Origin of the sequence: Actinomycetospora sp. CA-084318, assembly GCF_050955885.1 — a bacterium.
Lineage (GTDB): Bacteria > Actinomycetota > Actinomycetes > Mycobacteriales > Pseudonocardiaceae > Actinomycetospora.
Genome location: NZ_CP192098.1, coordinates 5,597,560 through 5,612,554, shown reverse-complemented (window position 1 = coordinate 5,612,554; position 14,995 = coordinate 5,597,560). Strand labels below are relative to the sequence as shown.

The 14,995-nt window shown below is 70.4% G+C and carries 9 protein-coding genes; all 9 read left to right on the top strand.

Annotated elements, in window-relative coordinates; genetic code table 11:
• Nucleotides 1-2 precede the first annotated feature (2 nt).
• The 9 genes from ACQPYX_RS27335 (at nt 3) to rpsG (ending at nt 14,964) form a co-directional block, all read left to right on the top strand.
• A complete protein-coding gene (locus ACQPYX_RS27335; RefSeq protein ID WP_433800434.1) occupies nt 3-1,322 on the top strand; it encodes an MCE family protein in 1,320 nt (439 codons plus the stop codon).
• Nucleotides 1,319-2,623 (top strand): MCE family protein, encoded by a 1,305-nt coding sequence (locus ACQPYX_RS27330; protein ID WP_433800433.1) that lies wholly within the window; start codon nt 1,319-1,321, stop codon nt 2,621-2,623. The genes ACQPYX_RS27335 and ACQPYX_RS27330 overlap by 4 nt, the downstream gene beginning before the upstream one ends.
• A gap of 1 nt (nt 2,624) precedes the next feature.
• Nucleotides 2,625-4,031, top strand: coding sequence for an MCE family protein (locus ACQPYX_RS27325; protein ID WP_433800432.1), 1,407 nt, complete (start codon nt 2,625-2,627; stop codon nt 4,029-4,031).
• On the top strand, nt 3,997-4,635 hold the full coding sequence (locus ACQPYX_RS27320) for a hypothetical protein (protein WP_433800431.1): 639 nt from the start codon (nt 3,997-3,999) through the stop codon (nt 4,633-4,635). The genes ACQPYX_RS27325 and ACQPYX_RS27320 overlap by 35 nt, the downstream gene beginning before the upstream one ends.
• 14 nt (nt 4,636-4,649) lie before the next feature.
• Nucleotides 4,650-5,723: a hypothetical protein gene (locus ACQPYX_RS27315; RefSeq protein ID WP_433800430.1), complete on the top strand. Its 1,074-nt coding sequence runs from the start codon at nt 4,650-4,652 to the stop codon at nt 5,721-5,723.
• Nucleotides 5,724-6,155: 432 nt separating this feature from the next.
• A complete protein-coding gene (gene rpoB, locus ACQPYX_RS27310; protein WP_433800429.1) occupies nt 6,156-9,638 on the top strand; it encodes a DNA-directed RNA polymerase subunit beta in 3,483 nt (1,160 codons plus the stop codon).
• Nucleotides 9,639-9,723: 85 nt separating this feature from the next.
• Complete coding sequence (locus ACQPYX_RS27305) at nt 9,724-13,632, top strand: DNA-directed RNA polymerase subunit beta' (protein WP_433800428.1); 3,909 nt, start codon at nt 9,724-9,726, stop codon at nt 13,630-13,632.
• Between the two features lie 485 nt (nt 13,633-14,117).
• Nucleotides 14,118-14,492 (top strand): 30S ribosomal protein S12, encoded by a 375-nt coding sequence (gene rpsL / locus ACQPYX_RS27300; RefSeq protein WP_018330902.1) that lies wholly within the window; start codon nt 14,118-14,120, stop codon nt 14,490-14,492.
• Nucleotide 14,493: 1 nt separating this feature from the next.
• On the top strand, nt 14,494-14,964 hold the full coding sequence (gene rpsG, locus ACQPYX_RS27295) for a 30S ribosomal protein S7 (protein ID WP_230755987.1): 471 nt from the start codon (nt 14,494-14,496) through the stop codon (nt 14,962-14,964).
• The last annotated feature ends 31 nt before the right edge of the window (nt 14,965-14,995 follow it).

Below are 14,995 nucleotides of genomic sequence, written 5' to 3'. Positions count from 1 at the left end.
CCGTGACGACGCGCCTCACGACGCTGTTCGACAGCTTCGCCCGGACCCTCGCCATCGTGCTGATCGTCGCGCTCGTCGCGACGGGCGGCCTCTGGTACGCCCTGCAGCGCGGGAGCTCCCGCACGATCACGGCGTACTTCACGAGCGTGGTCGGCCTCTACACGAAGAACACCGTGAACGTGAACGGTGTCCCGGTCGGCACCGTCGAGGACATCACCCCGCAGGGCAACGTCGTCCGCGTCGAGCTCCGGGTGGACAACCGGGTGCCGGTCGCGGCCGACGCGAAGGCCGTGATCGTCGCCCCGACCCTGGTCTCGGACCGGTACGTCCAGCTCGGCCCGGCCTACACCGGCGGGCCGATGATGAACGACGGCGCCGTGATCCCGGTCCAGCGCACCGCGGTCCCGGTGGAGCTCGACCGCGTCTACCAGAGCCTCGACCAGCTCGCGACCTCGCTGGGTCCGAACGGGGCGAACAAGGACGGCGCGCTCAACGGCCTGCTGCGCTCCTCGGCGAACGCCCTCGGCGGCAACGGCGAGGCGCTCAAGCAGACGATCACCGAGCTCGCCGGTGCGGTCGGGACGCTGTCGGACAACCGCGGCAACCTCTTCGCGACCGTCGACAACCTCGGTGTCTTCACCAACATGCTCGCCCGCAACGACGGGCAGGTGCGGCTGCTGAACAACCAGCTGGCCGACATCTCCGGCTTCCTCGCGGCGGAGCGCGGCAACCTCTCGCAAGTCCTGCAGGTGCTCCCGCCGGCCCTCGAGGACGTCGCGTCGTTCGTCCGGGAGAACCGGGACGGGCTGCGGACCGACGTCGGCCAGCTCGCGAGCATCACCGACATCCTCGTCCGGCAGAGCCGGGCGTTGGCCGAGATCGGTGACGCCGCCCCGCTCGCCCTGGGCAACCTGACGAACTCGTTCAACGCGAGCTCGGACACCCTCGACGTCCGGCCCGTGCTGTTCCCCGGGTTCAACCTCCCGCCGATCAGCCGGTCCCAGCTGCTCTGCGGCCTGCTCAACGGCGGGCTCCTGCCGGTGCCGCAGAACGTGCCGCTGCCGCCGCTGCTGGCGGCCGGACAGGTCGCCTGTGCCACGCAGACCCCGGCGGGCGTGCAGGCGCTCAACCAGGCGCTGGTGCCCTTCCAGCAGCTGGCGGGCCTGCTCAACCAGAACCAGACGGTCGCCCCGCTCGCGACGAACCTGCTGGCGGGCGCCACGCAGGGCCTGACCCCGCGCGAGGCGACCCAGGACACCGCCCCGCTGACCCAGCCGGGACAGGACCTGATCACGGGACTCACGACCGGAGGGGGACGGTGACCACCACACGTCGCCGCCACGCCTGGCGGCTCGCGGCCGTCGCGCTCGTCGCGGCGGTGGGCCTGTCCGGCTGTGGCCTGCAGTCCATCCAGGAGGTGCCGCTCCCCGGCGGCGCGTCGCTCGGCGACAACCCCTACACCGTGACGGCGCTGCTCTCGAACGTCGTCGACCTCGTCCCGAACGCCAGTGTGCGGACGAACGACGTCCCCGTGGGCGTCGTCCGCGACGTGCGGCTCGCGCCGGACGGGTGGACGGCCGAGGTGACGATGTCGGTTAACGGCGACGTCATGCTGCCCGCGAACGCGATGGCCCGGCTGCGCCAGACCAGCCTCCTCGGCGAGAAGTTCGTGGAGCTGGGCAACCCGGCGATCGGGGCCCCGCAGGGCCGGCTGCAGAACGGGGCGGTCATCCCGCTCGACCGCACCGACGTCGGCGCACAGGTCGAGGAGGTCCTGGGGGCGCTCTCGCTGCTGCTCAACGGCGGCGGCGTGGAGAAGATCCAGACGATCTCCCGCGAGCTGAACAACGCCCTGTCCGGCAACGAGGGCCAGATCCGGGCACTCCTGGACAACCTCAACGTGTTCGTCGGGACCCTCGACCAGCAGCGGGCCGACATCGTGCGGGCGCTCGACTCGGTCGACCGGCTGGCCAAGACCCTGGCGGACCAGCGGGCCAAGATCGCGAACGTCATCGACAACCTGCAGCCCGGGCTCGACGTGCTCAACCAGCAGCGCGGCCTGCTGGTCGGCACGCTGCAGGCCCTCCAGCGGCTGTCGGTGGTCGGCACCGACGTGATCAACCGCGCCGGGCAGAACACGATCGCCGACCTCTACGCCCTGCAGCCGATCCTGCAGAACCTCATCGCCTCCGGGGACGCCCTGCCGGGCTCGCTGCAGATCCTCCTGACGATCCCGTTCGCCGACAACGCCCTGAACGTCATCAAGGGCGACTTCGCGAACATCGACGTGTCCCTGGAGATCTCGCTCCAGGGCCTGCTGCAGAACCTGCTCGGGATCAACCCCGGGGCGACGAACCTCAACCAGATCTTCGCCCTCCTGCAGAACCAGCAGCTGGCACGGGCCACGGGGAACCCGCTGATCGCCCTCCCGGGCGTGACGGGCCTCCCCGCGACCGGCGCACCGACCACCGCCACGACGACGGGTACGGGCGCTCCCGCGGCCACGACACCGGGGGCGGGCACCGGGGGCACGACCGGCGGCGATGTCCCGGCCGGCACCGGGACGGACGCACCGGCCGGGTCGGGCGAGTCGACCGCACCGACGCAGGGCGAGGGCAACTGACATGACGAAGAAGATTCGGAACCTGCTGATCCTCTTCGTCGTCCTCTCGGTCGTCGGGATCGGCTACATCGCCTTCCGCTACGTCGGTGCCGACTCGCTCATCGGGCTCGGGCCGTACACGGTCAAGGTCGAGATGCGCGACTCGGGCGGCATCTTCCCGAAGGCGTCGGTGAGCTACCGCGGCGTCGAGATCGGGAAGGTCGGCGACATGCGGATCACGCCCGACGGCCTCGAGGTCGACCTCGAGATCGAGAACGAGGCTCCGGAGGTCCCGGCCTCGGCCGTGGCCGTGATCGCGAACCGTTCCGCGGTCGGTGAGCAGTACGTCGACCTGCAGCCCCCGCGCGACGGCGGGCCCTACCTCGAGGACGGGTCGGTCATCCCGGTCGACCGGGTGCGGACGCCGACCCAGATCGACGGCCTGCTCGCGAACCTGAACACCCTCGCCACCTCGGTGCCGATCCCGGAGCTCCGGACCACCGTCGACGAGCTCTACACCGCCTTCGACCGCACGGGGCCGGACCTGCAGCGGCTCCTCGACAGCTCGAACGCGTTGGTCGCCACGGCCATCCAGCAGCTGCCGCAGACCACCCAGCTGCTCCGGGACGGCCGCACCGTGCTCGCGACGCAGGCGAGCCTCGGCCCGCAGATCCTGTCGTTCAGCCGCGACCTCAACCTGTTCACCGCGCAGCTCAAGGCGGACGACCCGAACCTGCGCCGCCTGGTCCGGGCCGCACCGCCCGCCGCCGAGCAGCTCGAGGGCCTGATCCGGGAGACCGGGCCGGACCTGTCCCGGGTCATCGCGAACGTGCTCACCACGGTCCGGATCATCCAGCCCCGCCTGGCCGGGGTGGAGCAGCTGCTCGTCACCTATCCCGGCCTGTCCGCCGTGGCGCCCGCCGTGGTGCCCGGGGACGGCCGGGTGCACTTCGGCCTGGTCCTGAACATCGCGGACCCGCCGTACTGCCGGGACGGCTACCTGCAGCCGGACGCCGGCTGGCGGCCCGCGACGGACCAGAGCTTCATCCCGATGGACACCCGGGTGTTCTGCGCCCAGGGCGGCCAGGTGAACCCGCGCGGTGCGCAGCACACGCCGGAGCTGGACGGCTCGAAGCGGCCGTACGGCGAGATCCTGGACCCGAACCAGTTCTACTACGGTCCGACCGCTCCGCCCGGGACGTTCCCGAACATCACGCCCGTGCCTGCGACGCCCTACACGCCCGGTCAGAAGCCGGCCCCGGTCCCCGGCCAGAACCAGAACGGGAACCCCGGGTCATCGGCGTCACAGGCCTCGTCGCAGAATGCAGACCAGACCACCGCGTTCAGCGCGACGTCGTCGTCCCCAGCCGACGTCCTCGCGAACTCCGGGCGCGGTGCCCCGCCGATCGTCATCCCCGGCCTGGGCTGACCACGACCGGCGGGCCTCCCACCCCGAGGAGCTGAGCACCCTGCCCACCACCGACACGCTCGAGAAGCCGTCCTCCCCGCGACGGGGCCCGCACGCCCCGTCGCAGCGGACGACGATCCGCGTCCTCGCCGTCCTGACGGTCCTCGCCTTCGCGGCGGCCGTCGCGGCCGGCTTCTACTGGTGGGTCGGAGCCCACGGCCCGACCGCGAACCAGGCGCGCGACCGCGACGTCGCGGTGGACGCCGCCGAGCAGATCGTCGTCAACATCAACACGGTCCGCCCGCAGACCGTCGACGCCGACCTGCAGGCCGCCCAGACCTCGCTGACCGACCCGATGCTCTCCGAGTACCAGAAGGTCCGCCAGCAGTTCGCCGACAGCCTCAAGAAGGCCCAGGCGTCCGTCGTCGCGACGCCCGCCGGGGCCTCGCTGACGGCCTTCGACGACGACCGCGGCACCGCGTCCGCCCTCGTCGCGATCAACGTGACGGCGTCCAGCGCCAACCAGCCGCCCACGCAGAAGCAGCAGCTCTTCCAGGTCGACATGCAACGCACGCCGGACGGGTGGAAGGCCTCGAAGGCCGCCCCGACCGCGGGCCAGAGCTAGAGGAGGGAGCGTCGATGCCGCCCCGTACCCGCAGCACCACGACGACCGCCCCCGCCGGCCGGCGCCCGAAGGTCGCGGGCCTCCGCGCCCCGGGCCGCCGCGGCGTGACCGGCGAGGCCACCCCGGACGCCGGCCCGGAGGTCGCGTCGGAGTCCGTCGAGGAGACCCGGTCGGGCACCGCCCCCACCGAGGTCGCCCCGGCGGACGTCCGTCCCGACGACACCGTCGGCGCAGGCACCGCTGGCACCGCTCCGGCGGAGCCCGCGACCGCGGAGCCGACGACCCCGGAGGCCGGGGAGACCACGCCGGCCGACGACGGCGACGCGTCCGGTGCCGCGACGACCGCGACCCGGCCGGCCGACCGCGACGGCGGCGCCGCGCGACCGACCCCGAAGGCCCGCCGGACCGGCCGGACCATGACGCCGACCGCGGCCGAGCCCGCACCCCGCCGGGGCGGCACCGCCGTGCTCGACCGGCCGGCCCCGGCCCGCCCGGCCGCGGCCGCGGAGCCGACCCGGGAGTCCCGCCTCGGGCGGGTCGCCGGGGCGGTCACCCGCCCGGTGGCGGCGCTCGGCGCGAACCCGCGGCGCCTGATCACCGTGCTCGCCGTCGTGCTCGTGCTGAGCCTCGGCCTGGGGACCTGGGCGTTCCTCGCCGCCCGTGCCGACCGCGCGGACGGCACGTCGTACGCCAACCAGGCCGTGGTGGACGTCGGCGGCACCGCGGAGGTGGTGGGCCAGACCCGCCAGGCGATGGAGCAGATCCTCTCCTACGACTTCACCAAGCTCGACGACTCGGTCAACGCGGCGAAGACGCAGGCGACCGGCACCTTCGCCTCCGAGTACCTCTCGGTCTTCGAGCAGACGATCCGCAAGCCGGCGACGGACCAGAAGCTGCGCCAGACGGCGACCGTGCTGAACATCGGCGTCGAGCAGCTCTCGTCGGACCGCGCGACGATCATGGCGCTGGTCCAGTTCACCGCCGAGCGCACGACGAACGGTCAGACGACCAACGCCCCCGGCCTGCTCACCGTGCAGGTCGTCAAGGAGGACGGTCGCTGGAAGATCAGCGAGCTGAAGCCGGTCTGACCGCCCGCTCCCGCGGCCCCGAGCCCGGGAGGCGAACCCCACGATGGGGTCGTCTCCCGGGCTCGTCGTCGTCCGGGGTGGCTCTGACCTGCGACGGGAGCGACGCGACGCGCCCGGTTCGGCTGCGCGTCGGACTTGACGCGAGCGTGGTCACCGGTCACTCTGTTCCCAGCGCGAGACCCCCGACGTCCGACCCCGCGGTCGGTCCCGGACCCCCGGTCCGGACCCCGCAGGCGCGTCACGGTAGGGGGGTGTTCGACACGTGCGCCCACCCGTGGCTAGACTGTCGGATCGCGCTGCCTTGTCGTGTCTCCACGTCACCCGTGGGTACCCCGAAGGCCGCGCTGAATCGGCCGCCCGGGGCATAGCGCTGCGTCTCAGGCGGACGAGCTACTGACAGCGTCAGACAGCGTTGTTCCGGAAGGACGCATCTTGGCAGTTACCCGCGCCACCAGGTCCTCGAACCACCACGCGTCGTTCCCCGGAGCTCCCCTCCGGGTCTCCTTCGCCAAGCTCGACCAGCCGCTGGAGGTCCCCGACCTCCTCGACCTGCAGACCAAGTCCTTCGAGTGGCTGGTCGGCAGCGAGGAGTGGTTCGAGCGCCGCGTGGACGCGGGCGAGGACACTCCGGTCGGTGGTCTGGAGGAGGTGCTCGCGGAGATCTCTCCGATCGAGGACTTCTCCGGTTCGATGTCCCTGTCCTTCTCCGACCCGCGCTTCGACGAGGTGAAGGCCTCCGTCGAGGAGTGCAAGGACAAGGACATGACCTACTCGGCCCCGCTCTTCGTGACGGCCGAGTTCACGAACAACACGACCGGTGAGATCAAGTCCCAGACGGTCTTCATGGGTGACTTCCCCGTGATGACCGACAAGGGCACGTTCATCATCAACGGCACCGAGCGCGTGGTCGTCTCGCAGCTCGTGCGCTCGCCCGGCGTCTACTTCGACCGCACCGTCGACAAGACGACGGACAAGGACGTCTTCAGCGTCAAGATCATCCCGAGCCGCGGGGCGTGGCTCGAGTTCGACGTCGACAAGCGCGACACCGTCGGTGTCCGCATCGACCGCAAGCGCCGCCAGCCGGTCACCGTGCTGCTGAAGGCCCTCGGCTGGACCACCGAGCAGATCCAGGAGAAGTTCTCCTTCTCCGAGACGCTGCTCGCCACGCTCGAGAAGGACGCCACGGCCGGCCAGGACGAGGCCCTGCTCGACATCTACCGCAAGCTGCGTCCGGGCGAGCCGCCGACGCGCGAGTCGGCGCAGACGCTCCTGGAGAACCTGTTCTTCAAGGACAAGCGCTACGACCTCGCGAAGGTCGGCCGCTACAAGGTCAACAAGAAGCTGGGCCTCGACGTCGAGCCGTCGACCGGCACGCTGACCGAGGACGACATCATCCAGACGATCTCCTACCTCGTGCGTCTGCACGCGGGGGAGACCGAGGTGGCGGCCGAGAACGGCGACACGATCCCGGTCGAGACCGACGACATCGACCACTTCGGCAACCGGCGCCTGCGCACGGTCGGCGAGCTCATCCAGAACCAGATCCGGGTCGGGCTCTCCCGCATGGAGCGCGTCGTGCGCGAGCGCATGACGACCCAGGACGTCGAGGCGATCACGCCGCAGACCCTGATCAACATCCGTCCCGTCGTGGCGGCGATCAAGGAGTTCTTCGGCACCTCGCAGCTCTCGCAGTTCATGGACCAGACCAACCCCCTCGCGGGCCTGACGCACAAGCGCCGGCTCTCCGCGCTGGGCCCGGGTGGTCTGTCGCGTGAGCGCGCGGGCATGGAGGTCCGGGACGTCCACCCGTCGCACTACGGCCGCATGTGCCCGATCGAGACCCCGGAGGGCCCGAACATCGGCCTGATCGGGTCGCTGTCGAGCTTCGCGCGGGTCAACCCGTTCGGCTTCATCGAGACGCCGTACCGCAAGGTCGTCGACGGGGTCGTCATCGACCAGATCGACTACCTGACCGCCGACGAGGAGGACCGCTTCGTCGTCGCGCAGGCCAACGCGCCGCTCGACGAGGACGGCCGCTTCCTCGACGACCGCGTGCTGGTCCGCCGCAAGGGCGGCGACGTCGACCTCATCGCGCCGACGCGCGTGGACTACATGGACGTCTCGCCGCGCCAGATGGTGTCGGTCGCGACGGCGATGATCCCGTTCCTCGAGCACGACGACGCCAACCGCGCCCTCATGGGCGCGAACATGCAGCGTCAGTCGGTGCCGCTGCTGCGTTCCGAGTCGCCGCTGGTCGGCACCGGGATGGAGCTGCGCGCCGCGGTCGACGCCGGCGACGTCATCGCCGCGGACCGTCCGGGTGTGGTCGAGGAGCTGTGCGCCGACTACATCACGATCATGGACGACGACGGCCAGCGGACGACGCACCGGCTGCACAAGTTCACGCGCTCCAACCAGGGCACGTGCATCAACCAGAAGCCGATCGTCTCCGAGGGCGACCGCGTCGAGGCCCGCCAGGTCCTCGCCGACGGGCCGTGCACCGAGGACGGTGAGATGGCCCTGGGCAAGAACCTGCTCGTGGCGATCATGCCGTGGGAGGGGCACAACTACGAGGACGCGATCATCCTGTCGCAGCGTCTCGTGCAGGACGACGTCCTGACCTCGATCCACATCGAGGAGCACGAGATCGACGCCCGCGACACGAAGCTCGGCGCCGAGGAGATCACCCGGGACATCCCGAACGTCTCCGAGGAGGTCCTCGCCGACCTCGACGAGCGCGGCATCATCCGCATCGGTGCCGAGGTGGCCGACGGCGACATCCTGGTCGGGAAGGTCACGCCGAAGGGCGAGACCGAGCTGACCCCGGAGGAGCGCCTGCTCCGCGCGATCTTCGGTGAGAAGGCGCGCGAGGTCCGCGACACCTCGCTCAAGGTCCCGCACGGCGAGACCGGCAAGGTCATCGGCATCCGCGTGTTCTCGCGGGACGACGACGACGAGCTGCCGCCCGGGGTCAACGAGCTGGTCCGCGTCTACGTGGCCCAGAAGCGCAAGATCTCCGAGGGCGACAAGCTCGCCGGCCGCCACGGCAACAAGGGTGTCATCGGCAAGATCCTGCCGGTCGAGGACATGCCGTTCCTCGCGGACGGCACGCCGGTCGACATCGTCCTGAACACGCACGGCGTGCCGCGACGCATGAACATCGGCCAGGTCCTCGAGACCCACCTCGGGTGGATCGCGAAGAGCGGCTGGGAGGTCGACGCGGACAACACCGCCGAGTGGGCCGTGAACCTCCCCGACGACATGCGCCGGGTGGAGCCCGACACGAACACCGCCACCCCGGTGTTCGACGGTGCCCGCCAGACCGAGATCTCGGGGCTGCTGGGCTCGACGCTGCCGAACCGCGACGGGGTCCGCCTGGTCGGCCAGGACGGCAAGGCGCAGATCTTCGACGGACGTACCGGCGAGCCGTACCCGCACCAGATCGCGGTCGGCTACATGTACATCCTCAAGCTGCTGCACCTGGTGGACGACAAGATCCACGCCCGGTCGACCGGCCCGTACTCGATGATCACGCAGCAGCCGCTCGGTGGTAAGGCGCAGTTCGGTGGTCAGCGCTTCGGTGAGATGGAGTGCTGGGCGATGCAGGCCTACGGCGCGGCGTACACGCTGCAGGAGCTGCTGACGATCAAGTCCGACGACGTGCTCGGCCGCGTCAAGGTCTACGAGGCGATCGTCAAGGGCGAGAACATCCCGGAGCCGGGCATCCCGGAGTCCTTCAAGGTGCTCCTCAAGGAGCTCCAGTCGCTGTGCCTCAACGTGGAGGTGCTGTCCTCGGACGGCGCCGCCATCGAGATGCGCGACGGCGACGACGAGGACCTCGAGCGGGCCGCGGCCAACCTGGGCATCAACCTCTCGCGCAACGAGTCGCCCTCCGTGGACGACGTCGTCAACTGACGCCTCGCGCCCGGGCCGGTGCCACCGCGCCGGCCCGGGACCGCGGACCCTCTAGACATCAGCTCACCCATCCAGGGGAGAACCTTTGCTCGACGTCAACTTCTTCGACGAGCTCCGGATCGGTCTGGCCACCGCCGACGACATCCGGCAGTGGTCCTTCGGCGAGGTCAAGAAGCCCGAGACCATCAACTACCGCACGCTCAAGCCCGAGAAGGACGGACTCTTCTGCGAGAAGATCTTCGGTCCGACGCGGGACTGGGAGTGCTACTGCGGCAAGTACAAGCGCGTCCGCTTCAAGGGCATCATCTGTGAGCGCTGCGGCGTCGAGGTGACCCGCGCCAAGGTGCGCCGGGAGCGGATGGGCCACATCGAGCTGGCCGCGCCCGTCACGCACATCTGGTACTTCAAGGGCGTCCCGTCGCGGTTGGGCTACCTGCTCGACCTCGCGCCGAAGGACCTCGAGAAGATCATCTACTTCGCGGCCTACGTCATCACGGACGTGAACGCGGAGCAGCGCCACAACGACCTCTCCACGCTCGAGAACGAGATCGCCGGGGAGCGCAAGCGCCTCGAGTCGCAGCGCGACAACGACCTCGAGGCCCGCGCGCAGAAGCTCGAGAGCGACATCGCCGAGCTCGAGGCCGAGGGCGCCAAGTCCGACGTGCGCCGCAAGGTCAAGGAGGGCGGCGAGCGCGAGATGCGCCAGCTGCGCGACCGTGCGCAGCGCGAGCTCGACCGCCTGCAGGAGGTGTGGGACACCTTCGCCAAGCTCGACCGCGGGCAGCTCATCCAGGACGAGTCGCTCTACCGCGAGCTCTACGACCGCTACGCGGACTACTTCACCGGTGCCATGGGTGCCGAGGCGATCCAGAAGCTGCTGGACACCTTCGACATCGACGCCGAGGCGGAGAACCTCCGCGAGACCATCCGCTCGGGCAAGGGGCAGCGCAAGCTGCGCGCGCTCAAGCGGCTCAAGGTCGTCGCCGCGTTCCAGGCCACGGGCAACCGTCCCGGCGGCATGGTGCTCGACTGCGTCCCGGTCATCCCGCCGGACCTGCGCCCGATGGTGCAGCTCGACGGTGGCCGCTTCGCGACCTCCGACCTCAACGACCTGTACCGCCGGGTCATCAACCGCAACAACCGCCTCAAGCGACTGATCGACCTCGGCGCGCCCGAGATCATCGTCAACAACGAGAAGCGGATGCTGCAGGAGGCCGTCGACGCGCTGTTCGACAACGGCCGCCGTGGACGGCCGGTGACCGGGCCGGGCAACCGCCCGCTCAAGTCGCTGTCCGATCTGCTCAAGGGCAAGCAGGGCCGGTTCCGCCAGAACCTGCTCGGCAAGCGCGTCGACTACTCGGGCCGCTCGGTCATCGTGGTCGGCCCGCAGCTCAAGCTGCACCAGTGCGGCCTGCCGAAGCAGATGGCGCTCGAGCTGTTCAAGCCGTTCGTCATGAAGCGGCTGGTCGACCTCAACCACGCCCAGAACATCAAGTCCGCCAAGCGGATGGTCGAGCGTCAGCGCGGCCAGGTCTGGGACGTGCTCGAGGAGGTCATCAACGAGCACCCGGTGATGCTGAACCGGGCGCCCACGCTGCACCGCCTCGGCATCCAGGCCTTCGAGCCGCAGCTGGTCGAGGGCAAGGCCATCCAGCTCCACCCGCTGGTGTGCGAGGCCTTCAACGCCGACTTCGACGGCGACCAGATGGCGGTCCACCTGCCGCTGTCGGCGGAGGCGCAGGCCGAGGCCCGCATCCTCATGCTGTCGGCGAACAACATCCTCTCGCCGGCGTCGGGCAAGCCGCTCGCCATGCCGCGACTGGACATGGTCACGGGGCTCTACTACCTGACGACCAAGCGTCCGGGCGCCGAGGGCGAGGGGCGGGCGTTCTCGTCGCCGGCCGAGGCGATCATGGCCTACGACCTGGGGACGCTGCACCTGCAGGCGCCGTGCCGCATCCGCCTGACCGGGGACGTCGTGCCCGGCCCGGGGATGGTCGGCGAGGACCACGAGCCCGGCACGCCGTGGCTCGCGGACACCACGCTGGGTCGGGTGCTCTTCAACGAGCTCCTGCCCGAGGACTACCCCTTCGTCGACGACCTGCTGCCGAAGAAGCGGCAGGCGGCGATCATCAACGACCTCGCCGAGCGGTACTCGATGACCGAGGTCGCCATGACGCTGGACCGGCTGAAGGACGCCGGCTTCCACTGGGCCACGCGCTCGGGCGTCACGGTCGCCATGGACGACGTGGTCGTGCCCGCGAACAAGGCCCAGATCCTCGAGGGCTACGAGGAGCGGGCCGAGCAGGTCAACAAGCGCTACCAGCGCGGTGCGCTCTCCTACCAGGAGCGCAACGACGAGATGGTGCGCATCTGGGGCCAGGCCACCGAGGAGGTGGCGAAGGCGATGGAGGACCAGTTCCCCGAGGACAACTCCATCCGCCGCATCGTCGAGTCGGGCGCGGCCGGCAACATGACCCAGATCCGCCAGCTGGCGGGCATCAAGGGTCTGGTCGCGAACCCGAAGGGCGAGTTCATCCCGCGCCCGATCAAGGCGAACTACCGCGAGGGCCTGACGGTCGTCGAGTACTTCATCTCGACCCACGGCACGCGCAAGGGTCTGGCCGACACCGCGCTCCGCACGGCGGACTCGGGCTACCTGACCCGTCGTCTGGTCGACGTCTCGCAGGACGTCATCGTCCGCGAGGTCGACTGCGGGACCGAGCGCGGCGTGCCGATGCCGATCGCGGAGCGCGTCGGGGACACCCTGCAGCGCGACGTGCACGTCGACACCAGCGTCTACACCCGTACCGCGGCGTCCGACGTCACCGACGCGAGCGGTGAGGTCGTCCTCGCCAAGGGCGGCGACATCGGCCAGCAGGCGATCGACTCGCTCATCGCCCACGGCATCGACAAGGTCCGTGTCCGCAGCGTCCTGACCTGCGACTCGGCCCAGGGTGTCTGCGCGATGTGCTACGGCCGCTCGCTCGCGACCGGCCAGCTCGTCGACGTCGGCGAGGCGGTCGGCATCGTCGCCGCGCAGTCGATCGGTGAGCCCGGCACCCAGCTGACCATGCGTACCTTCAAGCAGGGTGGCGTGGCCGGCGAGGACATCACGACCGGTCTGCCCCGTGTGCAGGAGGTCTTCGAGGCCCGCGTGCCGAAGGGCAAGGCGCCGATCGCCGACGTCGACGGCCGGGTGCAGCTCGAGGACGGCGAGAAGTTCTGGAAGATCACCCTGATCCCGGACGACGGGTCGGAGGAGGTCGTCTACGACAAGCTGTCCAAGCGGCAGCGGCTCGCCACCCTCACTGTGGACGGCACCGAGCGTCCGCTGCAGGACGGCGACCACGTCGACGTCGGGCAGCAGCTGCTCGAGGGCACCGCGGACCCGCACGAGATCCTGCGCGTCATGGGCCCGCGCGAGGTGCAGCTGCACCTCGTCGACGAGGTCCAGAAGGTGTACCGCTCGCAGGGTGTGTCGATCCACGACAAGCACATCGAGGTCATCGTCCGGCAGATGCTGCGCCGGGTGACGATCATCGACTCGGGCGCGACGGAGTTCCTGCCCGGCGGTGTCGTGGACCGTGCCGAGTTCGAGGGCCAGAACCGCAAGGTCGTCGCCGAGGGCGGCGACCCGGCGGCGGGGCGTCCGGTGCTCATGGGCATCACGAAGGCCTCGCTGGCCACCGAGTCGTGGCTGTCGGCCGCGTCGTTCCAGGAGACGACGCGGATCCTGACCAACGCCGCGATCGAGGGGAAGTCCGACAGCCTCGTGGGGCTGAAGGAGAACGTCATCATCGGCAAGCTCATCCCGGCCGGCACCGGCATCAACCGGTACCGGAACATCCAGGTGCAGCCCACCGAGGAGGCGCGCGCCGCGGCGTACGCGCTGCCGAGCTACGACGACGGGTACTACTCGCCCGACGTCTTCGGCGGCGGCAGCGGCGTGGCCGTCCCGCTCGACGACTACGACTTCGGTCAGTACCGCTGACGGAGCGCACCCCGCACGACCCACGCCCCCGTCCGGCTCCGCCGGGCGGGGGCGTCCTGCTGTCCGGGGACGGTCGGGTCCGGGGAATGCCGACCGGCGGGCCGGCGTTGTGACTGCTCGAGGCGCCGTTGGTGTAGTCTGCGGCGAGCCCGTTCGGAGTCGCGTGTACGGCGACCCGATATGGAGATCCACCGTCGGTCTTCGAGGGCACGCAGGGTCCGTCGAGGGCGCCCCGGGTTCCACCGGGAGGACGCGGATCCGGACCCACCTGCGAACCCGCGTGTCAACGCCGGGTATCGTCGTACCCGGTGCCCGACGCGATCGGGTCGTTGCGCTGCGCCCGGTCCGGGCGTCGCCGACGACGACCGGGTGCGTCGGCGGTGTCGAGTGTGAGGGCCGTGGACGCTCTCAGCGACACGCCCGACCCCGCGACCGGGGTCCGACACCGACGAGACAGCGAAGCAGGACACGAGCCAGAGGAACGAATGCCCACCATCCAGCAGTTGGTCCGCCGGGGCCGCGAGGACAAGGTCGAGAAGACCAAGACCGCGGCCCTCAAGGGCAGCCCGCAGCGACGCGGTGTCTGCACCCGCGTCTACACGACCACCCCGAAGAAGCCGAACTCCGCGCTCCGCAAGGTCGCGCGCGTGCGCCTCTCGAACCAGATCGAGGTCACCGCGTACATCCCCGGCGAGGGCCACAACCTGCAGGAGCACTCGATCGTGCTCGTGCGCGGCGGTCGTGTGAAGGACCTGCCGGGCGTTCGCTACAAGATCATCCGCGGTGCGCTGGACACGCAGGCGGTCAAGAACCGCAAGCAGGCCCGCAGCCGCTACGGGACGAAGAAGGACAAGGGCTGACATGCCGCGCAAGGGACCCGCTCCGAAGCGTCCGCTGGTGTCCGACCCCGTGTACGGGGCCCCGCTGGTGACGCAGCTGGTGAACAAGGTGCTCGTCGACGGCAAGCGGTCGCTCGCCGAGCGCATCGTGTACGGCGCCCTCGAGGGCTGCCGCGAGCGCAACGGCGCCGACCCGGTCGTCACGCTGAAGCGGGCGCTGGACAACGTGAAGCCGGCCCTCGAGGTCCGCAGCCGCCGCGTCGGTGGCGCGACCTACCAGGTGCCGATCGAGGTGCGCGCCGGTCGTTCGACCACGCTCGGCCTGCGCTGGCTGATCACCTACGCGCGCGCCCGCCGGGAGAAGACGATGGTCGAGCGGCTCACCAACGAGCTCCTCGACGCCTCGAACGGTCTCGGTGCCGCGGTCAAGCGCCGCGAGGACACCCACAAGATGGCCGAGTCGAACAAGGCCTTCGCGCACTACCGCTGGTGACGCGGGCCGGCCCCCGGTGAGAACCGTCGGG

Bases quoted from the DNA above. Each gene is read 5' to 3' on its own strand.
- ACQPYX_RS27325 (WP_433800432.1), top strand. From the start codon at position 2,625: ATGACGAAGAAGATTCGGAACCTGCTGATCCTCTTCGTCGTCCTCTCG.
- rpsL (WP_018330902.1), top strand. From the start codon at position 14,118: ATGCCCACCATCCAGCAGTTGGTCCGCCGGGGCCGCGAGGACAAGGTC.
- rpsG (WP_230755987.1), top strand. From the start codon at position 14,494: ATGCCGCGCAAGGGACCCGCTCCGAAGCGTCCGCTGGTGTCCGACCCC.
- ACQPYX_RS27315 (WP_433800430.1), top strand. From the start codon at position 4,650: ATGCCGCCCCGTACCCGCAGCACCACGACGACCGCCCCCGCCGGCCGG.